Source organism: Dietzia maris (assembly GCF_036287335.1).
In the GTDB taxonomy this organism is placed as follows: domain Bacteria; phylum Actinomycetota; class Actinomycetes; order Mycobacteriales; family Mycobacteriaceae; genus Dietzia; species Dietzia cinnamea.
In genome coordinates, this window is record NZ_CP143053.1 from 234,638 (window position 1) to 253,109 (window position 18,472).

Genomic DNA, 18,472 nt, shown 5'->3' on the forward strand with positions numbered 1-18,472 from the left:
GGCGGGCATGCTGGAGGTATCGCAGTGTGTCCGGTGGAGGAGGCGGGGAGATGGAGACGGCGATCGTCATCGGAGCGGGGATGGTGGGGCTGTCGACGGCCTGGCATCTGCAGGAACACGGTGTCGAGGTCACGGTGGTCGATCGAGAGGGGGTGGCCGCGGGTTCCTCGTGGGGGAACGCCGGCTACCTCTCCCCGGCCCTGACCCTGCCGCTGGCGGATCCGAGTGTGTGGACGTACGGGCTGAAGGCGTTGCTCGACCCGGATGCCGCGCTGCACGTGCCACTCCGGGTCGACCCCGGACTGTGGGGGTTCCTGGCGCGTTTCCTCGCACACGGGACGATGCGGGCCTGGCATCGGACCATGGCCGGCCTGGCCCCGATCAACGCCCTCGCTCTGGAGGCGTTCGACCAGCTGACGGACGGTGGGGTCGCGGCCCGGACGCGAGAGGGCCCCTTCGTGGTCGGGTTCACCGACCACGCGTCGGCCACGTCATTCCTCGACGAACTCGAGTGGGTTCGCGGCCACGGGATGGAGGTGGAGGTGGAGCGGCTCGACGCCGCCCGAGCGCTCGCGCCGATCCTCTCGGAGGAGGTCACGGCGGCCTACCGGATGAACGGCCAGCGCTTCATCGAACCGGGACCCTTCGTGAACGCGCTCGGCGACGCGGTCCGCGCGCGCGGCGCCCGGCTGCTCACCGGGGACGCCGTCACCGAGGTGAGGCCCGGACGCGCCCCCGGGGTCGTCCTCGCGACGGGGGAGCAGCTCAGCGCTGACTCGGTCGTCATCGCCACCGGCGCCTGGATGCCACAGCTCGCCCGCCCGCTCGGGGTGAGGACGCGAGTCCAGGCGGGCCGGGGTTACTCGTTCTCGGTGGGCGTCGAGGAGCCGATCCCGCACCCCGTCTACCTGCCGGCGCAGCGCATCGCGTGCACCCCGTATCAGGGGCGGCTCCGGATCGCCGGAACGATGGAGTTCCTCGGACCCGACGAGCCGCCCCGGGACAGGCGGATCCGGGCGATGCTCACTCAGGTCGACGGGCTGTTCCGAGGCGTGGACCTCGACGACAGGCGGGACGAGTGGGTCGGCTCCCGGCCCGTGACGCCTGACGGACTGCCGCTGGTGGGCGCCACCGCGGGACGCGGGGTGTACGTCGCCGGCGGCCACGGGATGTGGGGGATCGTGCTCGGTCCCGCTACCGGGAGACTGCTCGCGAAGCAGATCGTCACCGGGCAGGTCGACCCGGTGCTCACGCCGTTCGACCCGCTGCGATGAGTGCTCGGCCCGGTCATCGCCGACCGGGGCCCGGCGACGTGGCGGTACGGGTGGGGGTTTAATCGCGGGAATGGCGTTGCTCTTCGAACCGATCCGCATCCGCGACCTCGAGATCCGTAACCGGGCGTGGCTGTCCCCGATGTGCCAGTACTCGTGCGAGGACCGCGACGGCGTGCCGACGCCGTGGCACCTGGTCCACCTCGGCGCGCGGGCGCAGGGCGGGTTCGGGCTGATCCTCGCCGAGGCCTCGGCGGTCGTGCCGGAGGGGCGCATCAGCCGCGAGGACGCCGGACTGTGGAACGACCGGCAGCGGGACGCGTGGGCGCCCAGCGTGGAGTTCGTCCACTCCCAGGGCGCGGCGATGGGAATCCAACTGGCGCACGCCGGGCGCAAGGCGTCGACCTACAAGGCGTTCCCCGGGCAACCCTCCGGGTCGATGCCTGTGTCCGAGGGTGGCTGGCCCACCGTGGCGCCGTCGGCGATCCCGTTCGGCGACATGGCCACCCCCGAGGCGCTGGACGTCGCCGGGATCCGTGAGGTGGTCACCGCGTTCGCCGAGGCCGCCCGGCGCGCCGACGAGGCCGGGTTCGACGTGGTGGAGATCCACGCCGCGCACGGGTACCTGCTGCACGAGTTCCTCTCGCCGCTGTCGAACGAGCGCACCGACTCCTACGGCGGCTCGCGCGACAACCGCGCGCGGTTGCTGCTGGAGGTCTGCGACGCCGTCCGCGAGGTCTGGCCCGAGGGCAAGCCGCTGTTCGTGCGCATCTCGGCCACGGACTGGGTGCCCGGCGGCTGGACGCCCGAGGACTCGCGTTGGCTGGCGGGCCGGCTCGCCGAGCACGGCGTGGACCTGGTGGACGTCTCGTCCGCCGCGAACACGCCCGACCGCCCGCCGGTGGCGCTCGAGCAGGGCTACCAGGTGCCGCTGACCGAGGAGGTCCGCGCGTCGGGTGCGGTGCTCGCGGGCGCGGTCGGCCTGATCAGCGACCCGGAGTTCGCCGAGCGGCTGCTCGTCGAGGAGCGCGCCGACGTCGTGTTCCTCGGCCGCGCCGGGCTCCGCGAGCCCGCCTGGCCGCAGCGCGCGGCCGCCGAGCTGGGCCTGGACTGGCGCGACGCCCCGTACCCGCCGCAGTACACGCGGGGGAAGTGGGACTGAGCTACAGATCCAGCTCGATGTCCGAGGAGGCCAGCGAGTTGCAGACCGTGATCCGCTCCTGCTGCACACCGGGCTGTTCGGCGCTGGTGGTGCCGGCGAGCTTGGTCGTGACGCACGCCTTGCACAGGCCCCGCTCGCAGCCGGTGGGCACCGGGATCCCGGCGCGCCCGGCCGCCTCCAGCAGTGTGGTGCCGCCGTCGATCTCCACAGACGTCCCGGTGCGGGCGAAACTGACGGTGTAACGGCTGCCGTCGTCGGCGGGCCGATCCAGTTCGGGCGCGGTGAACGACTCGGCGTGGAAGCGCTCGGCGGGCTGTCCCAGCCCCCGCAGCCACCCGCGGGCCAGGTCGATCACCGCCGCCGGGGCGCAGACGTAGGTCTCGCGCTCGGCCAGGTCCGGCACCAGCTCGGTCAGCAGTTCCGGGCCGAGGCGTCCGGTGCGAAGGTCGTCGCGGGTGGCCGGGGCGTCGGTGAACAGGTGCAGCGTGATCCCGGCGTCGCGGGCCAGCTCACGAAGCTCCGGCTCGAAGATGATCGAGCGTTCGTCGCGGTTGAAGTACAGGACCGTCGCGTCGACGTGGGGGCTGGCGTCGCGGGCGAGGCGGCGCAGCAGCGCGATGATCGGGGTGATGCCCACGCCGCCCGCGATGTGCAGGGTGGGGGCCGGGTGAGTGGTGTCAGGCTCTGCCGGCAGCGCGAAGTCACCGGTCGACTGCGGCACACCCACCAGGGTCACGTAGGCCCCCGGCTTCAGGGTGTCGTTCAGCCGGTTGGAGACGCGGCCGTCAGCCACGCGCTTGACGCAGAACTCCAGGTCGGACGGCCCGGCCTGCCCGACCGAGTCGTGGACCAGGCTGTACTGGCGGACCAGCTCGTCGTCGTCGACCATCTGGCGCACCGACACGTACGCGCCGGCGTCCCACCGCACATCTTCCCACCCGCGCGGGCGGGCCAGGCGCACTGATAGGGCTTGCCCGTCCGCGACAGGCGTGGCCGCCACGACCCGCGCCGGCACGTTGTGGAACTGCGGCTTGTCGAGGTAGGGCGACTCGGGCAGCCGCCGGTAGCGCAGCCCGGCCGCGACGCGGCGAACGAGCGAAGCCGGGTCGCGCAGCAGGTCGCGGGGCCGAGAGAACTCGCGCTCGCCGAACGGCACCGACAGTCCGGTGAGCGTCTTGGCGATGAGCGGCACGGTCCCCAGAAGCGGCGTCTCGTGGTAGGGCAGCCCGTGCCGGGCGGCGATCTCGCGGACCTCCGGCGCGATCTTTCGCTGCATCGACGGCGGCAGATCGGGGAACAGGTGGTGCTCGACGTGCGTCTCCAGCCCGCCGTAGAAGATGCGCAGATCGGGCCGGTACTCGAACGGCACCTCCTCCTCGAGCAGCCGCGCGAGGGCGTCGTCCATCTGCGCGCTGGGCAGGAAGTTGCGGGTCGCGCGGATCTGACGCTCGTAATACTGGTCGGCGGTCTCGTCGGGGCCGGGGTCGGTGAACAGCTCGAGCTCGCCCGCGTGGTGCTCGATGAACACCAGGAACAGCACCGACATGTAGCCGGTCACCCCGCCGAGGTAGTTCGCGGCGAGCGTCTGCAGCGGCTTCCATCCCGAACGGAACGGCTCGTCGACAAACCGACGCCGGGCGTCGCGGCCGGCGATCCGGGCGGGGGACCACAGCATGTATGAGCTGAAGAGCCCGTGTCCCTCGACCTTGCGCGCGATGTTCGCCAGGAAGAACGGCGCCGCGATCGGGGCCATCGCGGCCAGCGCCGAGATCATCGCGACCTGGCCGAGGTGGTGGCCGTACCAGTCCTGGCCGGCGCTGCCGCGGAACAGGCTGTACCCCAGGTCGTGGTCCTTGCCGACGATGTTGGTGTTGGGGTGGTGGCCCACGTGGTGCATGGTCTTCCACTGGTCGGTGTCGACGTTGAAGTCCCAGTGGTAGCGGTCGGAGTGGTACTCGCCGCAGTCCGGCAGGTGGTCGTAGCTGCCGTGGATGATGCTGTGGCCGAGTTCGGAGAACTGCATGAGGCGGTACGCCATCTCCAGTGCGGTGGCGCGGCGGACCGCGCGGGGGCCGCCCTCGCGCAGCAGTTCGCGACGGCGGGCGTCGATCGCCTCGCCGTAGGCGGTGACGTTGCGGATGTGCGCCAGGTCCTCGGCGCCGACCGCGGCCTTGGCGCGGATGTAGAGGGCGCCGAGCTCGGCCGCGAGCCCGGTGTCGGTGGCGGTATCAGGGGAGCCGGCGAGGGTCATGACTGTGACCGTAGCCACGCATCCGCGCCGGCGGAATGGCACTTTCGGTCGGGAAGTTGGCACTTTCGGACAATCGGGTGGGTGGGTTGGTAGTTTCAGGCGATGACTGTGAGGCCGTCGTTGTCGTCGTCGCGGTCGTCGCCGGGATCGCCCGTGTGGGCCGTGCCGCGCGGCACGGAGGGCGTGCGGATCATGGTGGAAGGCGCCGTGGCGCAGGGGATGACGACGACGAGGTGCCTCGCCGGCACCGGAATTCAGCCGCCCGATCTCGCGGATGAGAACGCGCAGATCTGGGCACATCAAGAGTTCGCGGTGATCCGCAATCTGTTGGCCGAGCTCGGGGACCTGCCCGGGCTGGGAGCCGGCATCGGGGCGTATTCGACCATCGGTCGGACCGGCGTGATCGGATTCATGATGCTGGCCGGGCCCACCGTGCGCGCGGCGCTCGAGCGGGCGATCCCGTACCTCGCGCTGTCGCCGACGCACCTGCGGTTCGCGCTGGAGGAAAGTGGCTCGGGAGACGGCGCGGACGGCCTCGTCTACGCCGTCGCCGCCGACGACGAGATCCCGCCCGATGTGCGCGCCTTCGTGGTGGAACGGGACCTGGCCGGGCTGGCGGCGGCGTTTCGTGGCGCGCAGATCGACCTGCAGCTGGTCGGGATCGAGACCACGCTCGGGCCCGCGAGCGCCGCGCTGCTGGCGGAGGCGTGGCGGCTCGAGCAGGCGGCCGTGGTTCCCCGGTGCGCGACTAACCGGCTGGTGATCCCGCGCGAGCGCCTGGACGAGCGGCTGCCGCAGGCGGATGAGAACACCGCGCGGCTGTTCGAGCAGCAGTGCCGGGAGGTGCTGGATGCCCGGCTGGCCCGCGTCGGTGTGGCCGGGCAGGTGCGTAGCCGGCTGCGGCACGAGCGGGGTGACTGGCCGTCCATGGCGGATGTAGCCGCTGACCTGCACGTCGACGAGCGCACGCTCCGGCGGAGGTTGACCGCGGAGGGCACGTCGTTCCGGCGGCTGGTCGACGAGGTGCGGCATGGCAGGGCGCTGGAACTGCTCGCCCAGGGCGCGGCGGTGTCCGAGGTGGCGCGCGAGCTCGGATACTCGGAGACCGCGACGTTCACCCGATCGTTCACCCGCTGGGAGGGCGTGTCTCCGAGCCGGCTACGGGAGCGGGGCCTGTGACGCGGATGGCACACTTCGAGGTGATCGAGACCTACACCAGGACAGGGCCCGGGCACCGGCCACACGGCGCGATCGTCGCCCGCCTGTCGACCGAGCGCTGAAGGAGACCCGAGTTGATCCTGTTCGAGACCCTGAAGACCCGCTGCCGCGACGAATGGGACGCCTACACCCGGCACGACTTCGTGGAGCGGCTCGGCGCCGGCACCCTGCCGCTGCCGGTCTTCCAGGACTACCTGGTCCAGGACTTCCACTTCCTCGTCCAGTTCACCCGCGCCAACGCCCTGGCCACGTATAAGAGCCGCACGCTTGCTGACCTCAGGGCCGCGCACGCCGCGACCGGGGCGATTCTCGCCGAGACCGAGCTGCACCTGACGCTCACCGAGCGCTGGGGCATCCCGCGCGCCGAGCTCGAGGCCGCTCCCGAGAAGCAGGCCACTGTCGCCTACACCCGCTATGTCCTGGACTCGGGAATGGCCGGGGACCTGCTCGACCTGAGCGTTGCGCTGGCCCCGTGCACGATCGGCTACGCCGAGATCGGCGCCAGGCTGCAGCCGCGTCTGGCCGAGCACGGCGGGCAGGTTGGCGAGCACCCGTACCGCGAGTGGATCAGTGAGTACTCCGGCGAGGAATTCACCGCCGCCTCCCGCGCCGCGATCGCCCAGCTCGATGCCCTGGCTGCGGGCGGGCTGTCGGACCGTCGGCTGGACGAGCTCACCGACGTGTTCCGCACGGCCACCCGCCTGGAGATCGACTTCTGGCAGCAGGCTCTCGACAGCGCCGAGTAGGCATCGCCGCCGCGTGGTCGCAGACCACGGTGGTATGTGGACCCGCCCCGGGGATGTGTGAATCGGCGAGACCACGCGGCGGCGAGGGGTCCTGGGCAGGGGCTCAGAACAACTGCCGCAGGTTCGCCTTGGCCAGGTCCACCAGCTCGTCACCGCGGCCGGACAGTACGGTGCGCAGCGAGTAGAGCGTGAATCCCTTGGCCTGGGCGGCGCTGATGGACGGGGGGATCGTGAGCTCCTGGCGTTCCACCTCCACCTCGAGCAGGGCGGGCCCGTCGTGGGCGAGGAACCGCTTGACGGTCCCGGCCAGATCCTTGGACTTGTCCGCCCGGAAGCCCGCGAGCCCGCAGGCCTCCGCGACCTTCGAGAAGTCGGGGTTGGACAGGTCGGTGCCGAAGTTCACGAAGCCGTCGGCCTTCATCTCCACCTCCACGAAGTTGTACGAGGCGTTGTTGAACACCACCACCTTGACCGGCAGGTCGTGCTCGACGAGCGTGAGCAGCTCGCCCATCAGCATGGAGAGCCCACCGTCGCCCGCGAGCGCGATCACCTGTCGGCCGGGTGAGGCGGCCTGGGCGCCGATCGCCTGCGGCAGGGCGTTGGCCATGGACCCGTGGGTGAACGACCCGACGATCCGTCGGCGCCCGTTCATCGTCAGATAGCGGGCCGCCCAGATCACAGGGCTGCCGACGTCCGGCAGGAACACCGCGTCGTCGTCTGCCGCCTCGTCGATCAACCGCGTCAGATACTGCGGGTGGATGGTCCGCTTGGACGGCGTGGCGAGATCGTCCAGCGTGCGCCGCGTCTTGGCGTAGTGCTTCGTGGCACCGTCGAGATGTTTGCGGCCCGTGTGCGTGCGCAGCCTGGGGAGCAGCGCCCGTATCGTCTCCCCGACACCGCCGACCAGCGGTACCTCGACAGGCGTGCGTCGACCGATCCGATCGCCCCGGATGTCGACCTGGATCACCGTGGCGTCCGGGTAGAACTGCTGATACGGCAGGTCGGAGCCCAGAACCAGCAGGGTCTCGGCGGCCATCATGGCGCGGTAGCCCGAGGAGAACCCGAGCAGACCGGTCATTCCCACGTCGTAGGGATTGTCGTGCTCCACCCATTCCTTGCCACGCATCGCGTGGACGATCGGCGCCTTGAGCATCTCCGCGATCTGCAGCAGTTCGTCATGGGCGCCCGCGCAGCCGGCGCCTGCGAGGATCGTCACGTCCTCGCAGCCGTCGAGGGCACGGACGGCGCGAGCGAGATCCTCCTCTGCCGGGACCACCGCACTGACTGTGGGGCGGATGGCGGCCGCCTCGGCGGTGATCTCCTCGAGCGCCACGTCGCCGGGCAGGACGAGTACGGCCACCCCGCGCTTCTCGATGGCCGCACGCATAGCGATCCTCAGCAGCCGCGGCGCCTGCTCGGCTGACGAGACGTGCTCCGCATAGACGCTGCACTCGCGGAACAGCTCCTGTGGATGGGTCTCCTGAAAATATCCCGTCCCGATCTCCTCTGACGGGATGTGCGCGGCCAGCGCGAGGACCGGGACCCCGGAACGCTGGGCGTCGAACAGGCCGTTGATCAGGTGCAGGTTGCCGGGCCCACAGGAACCGGCGCACACCGTGAGGTTCCCCGTCAGCGCGGCCTCTGCGGAGGCGGCGAACGCGGCCGCCTCCTCGTGCCGGGTGATCACCCAGTCCACGCCGTCGGTCTGCCGGATCGCGTCCGTGACGCCGTTCAGCGAGTCGCCGGGAAGTCCGTAGACCCGCTGGACCCCCGAGGCGTGGAGCGTGTCGATGATGTGTCGAGCGACCGTGGTACGTGTGGGCATGTATGCCTCCGACTGGTGGTGAACTCGTCGCCGAAGGGCCGGGCCGGCCCTTCGGCCATCCCCGACCCTACGACCCTTCAGTGCGACCGGGTACCGATCGCGCTTCGGGTCAGGAGCCGGAATGTCGCTGGCGGTGACGGGTGAGGTGGGGGTGTCCGGGTGGGGTCAGCCGTGCGCCGGGGCGGGCGGGTCTCCCGGGGTGGGCGCGGTCGCGGTGGTGGCGTTGTCGTCGTCGACCCGGGGAACGTCTTCTCCGTCAATCTCGACGACCTCGCCCCTGCCGTCATCCCACACGGCCTCGCCGCGCGCGATCATGCCGGCCTCGGTGCTGAGGGTGACCTGGGGGAGGAAGAACGCGAAGAGAAGGGCGACGGCGAGGACCGGCACCACGAACCAGAGCGCGGGAGCCAACGCATCCGCATAGGAGTCCACGATCCCCTGGTTCAGCGGCTCGGGGAGGTTCGCCACGAAGGCCGGCGTGACGGCGCCCGGGTTCAACCCCGAGGCGATCGCCTGCTCCGGGTTGGCGGCCACCGTGTCGGTGAGGTTGTCGATCAGCCGACCCGTGAACAGCGAACCGAACCAGGCGGTGTCGATCGCCGCACCGATCTCGCGGAAGTAGTTGTTCGAGCTCGTGGCCACGCCCACCTCGCGCGGGTCGACCGCGTTCTGAACCGCCAGCACGATCACCTGCATGACCAGGCCCAGGCCGGCGCCGAAGAACAGCAGCATGCCCATGATCTGCCAGATCGGGGTCGAGCCTGTCATCTGGGTCATCACCGCGACCGTGGCCGTGGTCAGCGCCATGCCGACGATCGGGTAGATGCAAAAAGGCGTGCTCGGTCACGTGCCTTCTGGTCTCAGATCTGTCGCCTGCCCGCGGGCATCGGCGGCTACAGCGCCACCGCGTCGACCTCGGTCCCGGCGGCCAGCGAGGTCACGTCGGCGGGGATCTCCACCAGCACGTCAGCGCGCGCCATCGAGGCGACCAGGTGTGAGCCGGAACCGGAGACCGGCTCGACGACGGGGATGCCAGCACCGGAGTCAGGGCCGAGCGCCGCCCGCAGGAACTGGACCTTCCCTGCGGGGGAGGTGACGTCGCGCGAGAGCCGGGCCCGCACCGGTTGGACAGGCGACCGCCCCACCGCCTCGAGGATGACCGGTCGCAGCAGCACCACGAACGACACCAGCGCGCTGACCGGGTTGCCCGGCAGACACACGACCGGGGTACCGCGCCACGTCGACAGGCCCTGCGGGCCGCCGGGCTGCATGGCGATCGGCGCGAAGCGGGCGCCCTCGCGGTCGGCGAGCACCTGGCGCACCACCTCGGCGTCGCCCATCGAGACGGCACCCGCGGTCACCACGAGGTCGGCGTCGCCGGTGGCCGCGTCCAGGGCCGCGGTGAACTCGCCGCGGTCGTCGCCCGAGATCGTCGTGGTGGTGACCTCGCACCCGCAGGCCTTGAGGGCGGCGGCCAGGGTGATGGAGTTGGACTCCCAGATCTGCCCCGGCCCCAGCGGCCGCCCCGGCGCGACCAGCTCCGAGCCCGTGGCCACCACGCCGACCCGCGGGCGAGGCCGCACATCGAGACCCGACTCCCCGAGCGAGGCGGCCGCCGCGAGGTGGCGCGCCGCCAGCCGCACCCCGGCGTCGATCACCACGTCGCCGGCGCGGACGTCGTCCCCCGGGCGGCGGATGAACTCGCCCGGCGACCGCGGCGCCACCACCAGCACCGCAGTGGGGTCGGTGTCGCTCACCCTCGTGTCCTCGACCGGCACCACACAATCCGCGCCCTCGGGCACGGGCGCGCCGGTCATCACCTTGCAGGCCTCGTCGTCGTCGACCCCGTGACCCCGACCGTCACCGGCGTGCACCGCCCCGACCACCCGCAGCCGCGCCGGCGAATCCGGCCCCGCCCCGGCGATGTCCACCGACCGCACCGCGTAGCCGTCCATCTGCGAGTTCACGAACAGCGGCAGGTCCACCGACGCCCGCAACGGCACCGCCAGGACCGAGTCCGCGCACGCCGCCAGCGGAAGGTGCGTGCTCCGCGCCGCCCGCTCCAACACCGGCGCCAGGTGCGCGCGCAGCAGCTCGCGGTACTCGGCGGGGGACGGACGGTCGGGCCGGTCGGGCAGGGAACTCATGTCCCCACGGTAACCGCGTTGTACTGTGCCTACGGCGCGCGCGGGTGCGGCCGGACGCAGCGAGAGTGGGGAAGACGTGGGTCTCTGGTCGGTACACGGCGACGGCAGGAACATCCGACCCGGTGAGGTGGTCGCCCCCATGGAGCGGCTGAGCTGGCCGCGCACCATCGGGATCGGCGCGCAGCACGTGGTGTCGATGTTCGGCGCGACGTTCGTGTTCCCCATCATCATGGGCCTCAACCCGCAGCTGGCGATCCTCTTCTCCGGCGTGTGCACCCTGCTGTTCCTCGCCGTGGTCAAGGGACAGGTGCCCAGCTACCTCGGCACGTCCGTGGCATTCGTCGGCGCGGTCGCGGCGATCCGCGCGCAGGGCGGCACGAGCGCCGAGGTCACCGGCGCGATGCTCGTGGCGGGCGCGACGCTGCTGGTCGTGGGCGTCGTCGTCCATCTCGTCGGCGGCCGCGTGGTCACGGCGGTGCTGCCGCCCGTGGTCACCGGCGCGGTCGTCATGCTGCTCGGCTTCAACCTCGCTCCGGTCGTCGCCGAGACGTACTGGCCCCAGGACCAGTGGGTCGCGCTGGCGGTGATGGTCGTGCTGATCCTCATGACCGTCGGGCTCAAGGGCTTCGCGGGGCGGATCGCGATCTTCCTCGCCCTCATCTTCGGCTACGGCCTGTCCTGGGTGCTGGACCTGGCCACCGGCCCGATCACCTCCCTCGACGCCGGCTCCGGTGAGGTGGCCGAGCACCTGCGCGTCGACTGGTCGGGCGTGTGGGACGCGCCGTGGATCGGGCTGCCGCCGATGACCGACGAGGCCGCCGGCGTGGTCGGCATCCACGCGCCGAGCTTCTCGCTGGCGTTCGTGCTGCTGGTGGTGCCGGGCGTAATCGCGCTCATCGCCGAGAACGCCGGGCACGTCAAGGCGATCGGGGAGATCACGCGGACCGAGACCGACGGCCTGATGGGCCGCGCCCTCGCCGCGGACGGTGCGGGGACCGTGCTGGCCACGTCGTTCGGCGGGTCGGCGACGACGACGTACGCCGAGAACATCGGTGTGATGGCCGCGACCAAGGTGTACTCGACGGCCGCGTACGTGGTGGCCGCGCTGACCGCGATCGTGCTGGGGTGTTCCCCCAAGCTGGGTGCGGTGATCTCCGCGACCCCGGGCGGTGTGCTGGGCGGCATCACGGTGGTGCTCTACGGGATGATCGGCCTGCTCGGCGCCAAGATCTGGAAGGAGAACCGGGTCGACTTCGGCAATCCGTTGAACCTCGTGCCGGTCGCGGCGGGTGTGGTGATCGCGATCGGCGACACGACCCTGCAGATCACCGACGACTTCCAGCTCGGCGGCATCGCCCTGGGTACCCTGGTGGTGGTCCTGGGTTACCACCTGGGACGGGCGATCGCGCCGCAGCTGCGCGGCCAGGCCGAGCGCGACGAGATCCACGAACTCACGCTGCTGGGGCCCACCCCGGACGTCACCGCGCTGGAACGGCGGCCGGAGGACGAGTGAGCGGGGCACGGCGCGGGCCCCTACACTCGGGGCCACCTACACCTTAGAGGGGAGGTGGCCGCCGTGACCGTCCCGGACACCCGCCGCGCACCGGGCGCGGGCCCGCACACACGCCCCGCGACGCCGCTGCTCGTCGACTCCTTCGGCCGCGTCGCCCGGGACCTGCGGGTCTCGTTGACCGAGAAGTGCTCGCTGCGCTGCACGTACTGCATGCCCGAGGAGGGGCTGCCGCCGATCCCCGACGCCGCGCGGATGACGGCCGACGAGGTGATCCGGTTGGTGGCGCTGGCGCACCGCGAGCTGGGGGTGCACGAGGTCCGCTTCACCGGGGGCGAGCCGCTCATGCGGTCCGACCTCGAGCGCATCATCGCCGGCACCCGTGAGGCCTGCCCGGACCTGCCCATCGCCATGACCTCCAACGGGGTCGGCCTCGAGCACCGCGTCGGTCGGCTCGTCGAGGCCGGGCTGGACCGCATCAACATCTCGCTGGACACGGTCGACCGCGCCGAGTTCGCCGAGCTGACCCGCCGCGACCGGCTGCCCTCGGTCCTGCGCGGCGTGCGGGCCGCCGTCGAGGCAGGGCTGGATCCGGTCAAGGTCAACGCGGTGCCGCTGCGCGCGACCCTGCACGGCGCGCCCGACCTGCTGGAGTGGGCGCTCGCCGAGGGCGTGCAGCTGCGGTTCATCGAGGAGATGCCCCTCGACGCCGAGGCCACCTGGTCACGCGCGGAGATGGTCACCGCCGCCGACGTGCTGGACTCCCTGCGGACCCGGTTCGAGCTGGTCCCCGCGGGGCGCGAGGACCCGTCCGCGCCGGCCGAGCTGTGGCGGGTCGCCGGCCACACGGTCGGGGGCGCGCCCGCTACGGTCGGGGTGATCGCGACCGTGACCCGCAACTTCTGCGCGGCCTGCGACCGTACCCGGCTCACCGCCGAGGGAACGGTGCGGTCGTGCCTGTTCAGTGACGACGAGACCGACGTGCTCGGCGTGCTGCGCTCGGGCGCCCCGGACTCCGAGGTCGCGGAGATCTGGCGGGGCGCGATGTGGGGCAAGCAGGCCGGGCACGGGATCGGCGGTACTGCCTTCCACAGGCCGCGGCGGTCGATGGGAGCTATTGGTGGTTGACGTGTCAGTGTCGAGCGATAGAGTTGATGATGTGAGCAGCACACCGGATGTGGGACGGGCGCCGCGGGTGATCACCGTGGGCTACTACGCCGCGGCGGAGGACGCCGCCGGTACCGCCCGCGAACGACTGCACACCCACGCCACCACCGTCGGGGAGCTGGCGCGGGAGGTGTGCGAGCGGCACGGTGAGCCGCTCGCCAGCATCGTCACGGTGTCCTCCTTCCTAGTGGGCGACGAGACCACCCGGGATCCGAAGACCCCGATCGACGGCGTCTCCGCCGTCGATGTACTGCCCCCGTTCGCCGGCGGCTGAGCGATGAACCGGAGCCGGGGGGTCGGCGTGCTGACGATCGCCCTGGCGTGCACGGTGGTCGGTGCCTGCGCGACGCAGGAACCCGAGGACGAGACCACGACCATCGGGGTCGCGGCCGCCCCGTCGTTGACCGCGGCGTTCACGGAGATGATCGACATCTTCGAGGACGAGCATCCCGGGGTCACCGTCAGCCTCGAGCTGGGCCGGTCGGACACGATCGCCGCCGGGCTGCCGGGGCGTGACGACATCAACATCTTCGCCTCCGCGAGCGAGGAGGCCATGCAGCAGGTGGTGGACGCCGGCGTGGCGGTCGACCCCCGCGTCTTCGCCCGCAACCACGTCGTGGTGGCCGTGCCGTCCGGGAACCCGCGCCGGATCACGGGGCTGCGCGACCTCGAACGCCCGGACCTGCGGGTCGGGCTGTGCGCGATGGACGTGCCGTGCGGGAAGGCCGCGGAGACGCTGCTGTCCGCCGCGGGCGTCGAGCCGCCGGGCGTCGAACGCGACTCGGGCTCGCGCGCCCTCGCCGCGCGCCTGGCCGACAACGACGTGGGCATCGTCTACCGGACCGACGTCGCCGCCTCGCACGGCTGGGTCGCGCAGGTCGAGGTCGACCAGCGGGACCGCGAACTCGCCCAGACGGCGGGGACCACGCGGTACTCCGTGGCCAGGGTCGTGCGCGGCGAGGAGGGGGCCGACTCGGAGGGGGAGCGCGCGGCGACGGACGATTTTTTGGAACTGGTCGTCTCCGACCGGGGCCGACGCGCCCTCGAGAACACCGGGCTGGCCCCGCTGCCGCAGTGATCGCGGGGAATCCCCCCGTCGGCCGCGGAAAATCCGCACGTCGGGAAGGTATTTGGCCGGGCCTAGACTCGGCGATATGAGCACTTCGGCGCCCCGCTCCCCGTCCCGGCGGACGGGATCGTGGCACCGGCGGGCGACCCGGCCGGTGCAGGTGTGGATGATCGCGCTGGTGGTGCTGGGCGTGGTGCACCGGTGGGTGCCCGCGTCCACGTGGACGATCATCCACGTCTTCACGCTGGGCCTGCTCACCAACTCGATCCTCGTCTGGGGCCAGCACTTCACCGAGACGCTGCTGCACCAGCGGCCCGCGGAGGAGTCGAGGGCGGTCCAGGTGCGCAGGATCATGGTCCTCAACGCGGGGATCGTGGCGTTGGTCGCGGGGATGATCGGGGCGTGGCCGATCGCGATCGTCGCCGGCGCGACGGTCGTCGGCGGAGCGGTCGCCTGGTACGTGGTGGATCTCGTCCGGCAGATCCGCGCGGCCGCCCCGACCCGGTTCCGGCCGATCGTGCGGTATTACGCGGTCGCGGCGGCGTTCCTGCCGGCCGGGGCCGTCGCTGGCGCGGTCATGGGGGTCGGCGTCGACGAGGAGTGGGGCGTGCGCCTGCGGGCGTTCCACCTCGCCGTCAACGTCCTGGGATTCGTCGGCATCACGGTCCTCACCACGCTGGTCACCTTCTGGGCCACGGTCCTGCGCACCCCGATGGCGCGGGGCCAGGACACCGCGGCGATCCGTTCCCTGGCCGTCATGGCGGCGGCGGTCGTCGCGGCGGCGGGAGCCTCGCTCGCAGGGCGGAGCCGGTGATCGCCGTGGCGTTGGGCGCGTATCTGCTGGCCGTGCTGTGGCACCTGGTGTACCTGGTCCGCGCCGCACGCAGCGCGCCGCCGCGGGAGTTCGCCTCGATGAGCATCGCCTGCGGGCTGGTGTGGCTGCCGATCGCGCTGGGATGGGCCACGTGGCTCGTCGCCACCGGCCGAATGGCCGACCTGGGCGACGTGACCGCCCCGCTGCTCGCCGGCGCCGCCGCCCAGATCCTGTTCGGCGCCATGAGCTTCCTCATGCCCACCGTGATGCGCGGGGGGCCTGCGGCCGTGCGCGCGGGGATGGTCGAGATGAACCGCCTCGCGGCGTTCCGCCTGGTCCTGGTCAACGCCGGGCTGACCGTCTTCCTCGCGCCTGGCGGGACCAGCTGGACGCGGGTCGTCGGCTCACTGCTGGCGTTCGTGGGGTTCGTCCTGTTCCTGCCCGTGATGATCCGGGCCGTCCGCGCGCAGTTGCGGGTGATCCGCGCGGCCGCAGCGGCGCGGGAGGCCGGGGAGAAGCCCGCCCGGGTCACGGCGGACACGGCCCGCGCGGAGATCGCCCCCGGCCGGCGCCGGAACCTCGTCGGTGCGCTGGCGGCGCTGCTGGTGGCGGCCCTCGCGACGGGGACCGTCCTCGCCGTCGACCCGTCCTCCCCGCTGCGCCGCACCGACGGGTCGGCCGCGGTCACCCCGACCGGGAACACCACGACCGTCGAGGTGGTCGCGGTGGGGATGAGGTTCGAGCCGAGCACCGTGACCGTCCCCGTCGGTGACCGGTTGGTGATCGAGTTGAGGAACGACGACGAGACGACGGTTCACGACCTGTACCTGGCCAACGGGGTCGGGACCGGCAGAGTGGAGCCGGGTGAGACGGCGCGGGTGGACGTCGGCGTGGTGGGCCGCCCGGTCGAGGGCTGGTGCACAATCGCCGGGCACAAGGCGATGGGCATGACCTTCGATGTGCAGGTCGAGGGGGACGATCCCGCTGGCGGCGGGGCCGGCGGTGGTGTCGGCGGTGCGGCCCAGGACCCGCGCGCGGCCGGGCACGACGGCCACTCCGGCGCGGGCGATGACGCGGCATCCCCGACCGACGCGATCGACGTCCTCTCGCCGCCCTCGGACGATGTCGAGACCCGTGACCCCGTCCTCCCGCCCGCGCCGCCGGGCCGCGAGCACCGGGTCAGCCTCACGGTCAGGGAGACCACCGACGAGCTGGCGCCCGGGGTGGTGCGGCCGGTGTGGACCTACAACGGTGGGCTGCCCGCGCCGACGCTGCGCGGCCGGGTCGGGGACACGTTCGTGGTGACCTTCCGCAACGAGGGGACGATCGGCCACTCGATCGACTTCCACGCCGGTGACGTCAGTCCGGACGAGGTCATGCGCACGATCCCGCCCGGCGAGGAGCTGGAGTACCGGTTCACCGTGAAGCGGGCGGGGGCGTGGCTGTACCACTGCGCCACGGCGCCGATGAGCGGGCACGTCGCGGCGGGGATGTTCGGGGCGCTCATCGTGGACCCGCCGGAGTTGCCGGAGGTCGACCGCGAGTACGTCCTGGTGCAGTCGGAGGCGTATCTGGGCGGCGACGACGAGCCGTTCGACATGGACAAGATCGCCGCCCGCCGGCCCGACCTGGTGATGTTCAACGGCCACGCCACGCAGTACCGGCGGGACCCGCTCACCGCGCGGGTGGGCGAAACCGTCCGGATCTGGGTGGTCGCGGCGGGTCCGAGCGATGGCACGAGTTTCCACGTCGTGGGTGGGCAGTTCGACACCGTGTACAAGGAGGGGGCGTATCGGCTGCGCGACGGTCGCGACGCGTTCGGCGGGAGCGGCGGCGGGGCGCAGGCGCTGGACCTGGCGCCGTCGCAGGGAGGGTTCGTCGAGATGACCCCCGCCGAGCCCGGCCGCTACGTCTTCGTGGACCACTCGTTCGCTGACGCGGAGAAGGGCGCGACGGGCTTTCTCGACGTGAGTGACTGATCGGTCCCTGACCAGTCCCTGACCGGTCCTGACCGGGGGCACTTGATGCGTCACGGAATAGACGACGGCCCGCTCCGCTTGGTATAGATGACACATCAAATAGCATCGACCGACTGATCGGCCCGACGATCCAGGAGAGCGCCATGCCCGTCTACGTCCAGAACCCCGACCCCCGCAGCCTCGTCGAGCGGCCCGCCGACGACCTCCTCGCGCCGGACACCCGCATGGGAGCCGTGGAGCTGCTGGTCCGTGACCTGGACGCGATGATCGGCTTCTACTCCGAGGGCGTGACCCTGGAGGTGCTCGAGCATTCGGGCGAGACCGCGGTGCTCGGCCGCGCGGGCCTCCCGCTCGTGCGGATGCGCCGGATGCCCGACCTGCCGCCGCGGAAGTCCGGCGAAGCGGGTCTATTCCACACCGCCGTGCTGTTCGACGACGAGGCGTCGCTGGCCGCCGCCGTCGCCTCGGTCGCCCGGAACGCGCCCCGGTCGTTCACCGGTAGCTCGGACCACCTGTACAGCCAGGCGTTCTACTTCGACGACCCGGAGGGCAACGGCGTCGAGCTGTACGCGGACCGGCCCCGGGAGACCTGGGCCACCGAGCCGCACGGTCTGCTCAAGGTGGCCACCAATCCGCTGGATCCCAACGCGTTCCTGCGCAGCCACCTGCCCGAGACGTCCGCGAGCCCGCCGGGCGCGACGCTCGGCCACGTCCACCTGCAGGTCGGCGACATCGGTGTGGCCCGCGACTTCTACGTGGACGCCCTCGGATTCGAGGTGATGAGCGATGTCGGCTCGGCCCTGTTCATCGCCGCCGGTGGGTACCACCACCACATCGCCGTCAACACGTGGGGCACCGCCGGGGCGGGCCCGCGCGCGGCCGCCCTCGGGCTGGGGCAGGTGAACATCGACCTGCCGACCGCCGACGACGTCGACGCACTCCAGCAGCGCCTGACCGACCACGGGTTCCGGGCCCGCCACGACGGCGCCGTTCTGCGGGTCGACGACCCGTGGGGCACGCTCATCCAGGTCGGGGCGGCTGGCGCGGTCGCGGAAAGCTGACACGGTAGGCGCTGCGTTCGCCCGCGCGGTGGATTCGGCATCCGCCCCTGCGCATGCCCGCCGAACCCGCAGCCGCCCCTGCGCCTGGCGTCTCGCTCCCGGGCTTGGCGTCTCGCTCGTGCGCGTGCGTCGTGGAACCCTCGCAGCCGCTCCCGGCGATGGCGTCTCGCTCCCGGGCCCGCCCGCCGAATCCGCAGCTGCCCCTCGGCATGGCGTCTGGCCCGCCCCGCGGTGCGCGCGAGACGCCATGCC

At 72.0% G+C, this 18,472-nt stretch carries 15 protein-coding genes; 11 read left to right on the forward strand and 4 right to left on the reverse strand.

Annotated features, from left to right (window positions below; all coding sequences use genetic code 11):
• Positions 1-50: 50 nt before the first annotated feature.
• Both VYL96_RS01085 and VYL96_RS01090 read left to right on the forward strand, forming a co-directional pair.
• Positions 51-1,274, forward strand: coding sequence for an NAD(P)/FAD-dependent oxidoreductase (locus tag VYL96_RS01085; RefSeq protein ID WP_061914262.1), 1,224 nt, complete (start codon positions 51-53; stop codon positions 1,272-1,274).
• 70 nt (positions 1,275-1,344) lie between these two features.
• On the forward strand, positions 1,345-2,433 hold the full coding sequence (locus VYL96_RS01090) for an NADH:flavin oxidoreductase/NADH oxidase (protein WP_061914260.1): 1,089 nt from the start codon (positions 1,345-1,347) through the stop codon (positions 2,431-2,433).
• Position 2,434: 1 nt separating this feature from the next.
• Here VYL96_RS01090 and VYL96_RS01095 read toward each other — a convergent pair whose 3' ends face one another.
• A complete protein-coding gene (locus VYL96_RS01095) occupies positions 2,435-4,684 on the reverse strand; it encodes a fatty acid desaturase (protein ID WP_070722976.1) in 2,250 nt (749 codons plus the stop codon).
• A 219-nt stretch (positions 4,685-4,903) separates the two neighbouring features.
• Here VYL96_RS01095 and VYL96_RS01100 point away from each other — a divergent pair, with 219 nt between their 5' ends.
• The gene (locus VYL96_RS01100) at positions 4,904-5,863 is read left to right on the forward strand and encodes an AraC family transcriptional regulator (RefSeq protein WP_243699684.1); all 960 of its coding nucleotides are present in this window, start codon (positions 4,904-4,906) and stop codon (positions 5,861-5,863) included.
• A 113-nt stretch (positions 5,864-5,976) separates the two neighbouring features.
• Positions 5,977-6,648 carry a TenA family protein gene (locus VYL96_RS01110; RefSeq protein WP_070722979.1) on the forward strand — a complete coding sequence of 224 codons (672 nt, stop codon included), beginning with the start codon at positions 5,977-5,979 and terminating at the stop codon, positions 6,646-6,648.
• Between the two features lie 103 nt (positions 6,649-6,751).
• Here VYL96_RS01110 and poxB read toward each other — a convergent pair whose 3' ends face one another.
• From poxB to VYL96_RS01125, 3 genes are all read right to left on the reverse strand, one after another.
• Positions 6,752-8,473, reverse strand: a complete 1,722-nt coding sequence (gene poxB, locus VYL96_RS01115) for a ubiquinone-dependent pyruvate dehydrogenase (protein WP_061227817.1) — start codon at positions 8,471-8,473, stop codon at positions 6,752-6,754.
• A 165-nt stretch (positions 8,474-8,638) separates the two neighbouring features.
• On the reverse strand, positions 8,639-9,280 hold the full coding sequence (locus VYL96_RS01120) for an MFS transporter (RefSeq protein WP_070722982.1): 642 nt from the start codon (positions 9,278-9,280) through the stop codon (positions 8,639-8,641).
• Positions 9,281-9,366: 86 nt separating this feature from the next.
• A complete protein-coding gene (locus VYL96_RS01125; protein WP_165928479.1) occupies positions 9,367-10,620 on the reverse strand; it encodes a molybdopterin molybdotransferase MoeA in 1,254 nt (417 codons plus the stop codon).
• Between the two features lie 139 nt (positions 10,621-10,759).
• Here VYL96_RS01125 and VYL96_RS01130 point away from each other — a divergent pair, with 139 nt between their 5' ends.
• From VYL96_RS01130 to VYL96_RS01160, 7 genes are all read left to right on the forward strand, one after another.
• Positions 10,760-12,133, forward strand: a complete 1,374-nt coding sequence (locus VYL96_RS01130; RefSeq protein WP_061914278.1) for a uracil-xanthine permease family protein — start codon at positions 10,760-10,762, stop codon at positions 12,131-12,133.
• 54 nt (positions 12,134-12,187) lie between these two features.
• On the forward strand, positions 12,188-13,258 hold the full coding sequence (gene moaA, locus VYL96_RS01135) for a GTP 3',8-cyclase MoaA (RefSeq protein WP_061914252.1): 1,071 nt from the start codon (positions 12,188-12,190) through the stop codon (positions 13,256-13,258).
• A gap of 31 nt (positions 13,259-13,289) precedes the next feature.
• Positions 13,290-13,571, forward strand: a complete 282-nt coding sequence (locus tag VYL96_RS01140) for a MoaD/ThiS family protein (protein WP_232303011.1) — start codon at positions 13,290-13,292, stop codon at positions 13,569-13,571.
• A gap of 3 nt (positions 13,572-13,574) precedes the next feature.
• Positions 13,575-14,375, forward strand: a complete 801-nt coding sequence (locus VYL96_RS01145) for a molybdate ABC transporter substrate-binding protein (protein WP_061914248.1) — start codon at positions 13,575-13,577, stop codon at positions 14,373-14,375.
• Between the two features lie 76 nt (positions 14,376-14,451).
• Positions 14,452-15,180, forward strand: coding sequence for a hypothetical protein (locus VYL96_RS01150; protein WP_243699683.1), 729 nt, complete (start codon positions 14,452-14,454; stop codon positions 15,178-15,180).
• Entirely contained in the window at positions 15,177-17,159 is a 1,983-nt protein-coding gene (locus tag VYL96_RS01155; protein ID WP_243699682.1) for a multicopper oxidase domain-containing protein, read from the forward strand. The genes VYL96_RS01150 and VYL96_RS01155 overlap by 4 nt, the downstream gene beginning before the upstream one ends.
• A 143-nt stretch (positions 17,160-17,302) precedes the next feature.
• Entirely contained in the window at positions 17,303-18,220 is a 918-nt protein-coding gene (locus VYL96_RS01160) for a VOC family protein (protein WP_061914244.1), read from the forward strand.
• Positions 18,221-18,472 lie beyond the last annotated feature (252 nt).

Coding starts and splice junctions, on each gene's coding strand:
- VYL96_RS01085 (WP_061914262.1), top strand. CDS start 51: ATGGAGACGGCGATCGTCATCGGAGCGGGGATGGTGGGGCTGTCGACG.
- VYL96_RS01090 (WP_061914260.1), top strand. CDS start 1,345: ATGGCGTTGCTCTTCGAACCGATCCGCATCCGCGACCTCGAGATCCGT.
- VYL96_RS01095 (WP_070722976.1), bottom strand. CDS start 4,684: ATGACCCTCGCCGGCTCCCCTGATACCGCCACCGACACCGGGCTCGCG.
- VYL96_RS01100 (WP_243699684.1), top strand. CDS start 4,904: ATGACGACGACGAGGTGCCTCGCCGGCACCGGAATTCAGCCGCCCGAT.
- poxB (WP_061227817.1), bottom strand. CDS start 8,473: ATGCCCACACGTACCACGGTCGCTCGACACATCATCGACACGCTCCAC.
- VYL96_RS01120 (WP_070722982.1), bottom strand. CDS start 9,280: ATGGCGCTGACCACGGCCACGGTCGCGGTGATGACCCAGATGACAGGC.
- VYL96_RS01125 (WP_165928479.1), bottom strand. CDS start 10,620: ATGAGTTCCCTGCCCGACCGGCCCGACCGTCCGTCCCCCGCCGAGTAC.
- VYL96_RS01130 (WP_061914278.1), top strand. CDS start 10,760: ATGGAGCGGCTGAGCTGGCCGCGCACCATCGGGATCGGCGCGCAGCAC.
- VYL96_RS01145 (WP_061914248.1), top strand. CDS start 13,575: ATGAACCGGAGCCGGGGGGTCGGCGTGCTGACGATCGCCCTGGCGTGC.
- VYL96_RS01150 (WP_243699683.1), top strand. CDS start 14,452: ATGAGCACTTCGGCGCCCCGCTCCCCGTCCCGGCGGACGGGATCGTGG.
- VYL96_RS01160 (WP_061914244.1), top strand. CDS start 17,303: ATGCCCGTCTACGTCCAGAACCCCGACCCCCGCAGCCTCGTCGAGCGG.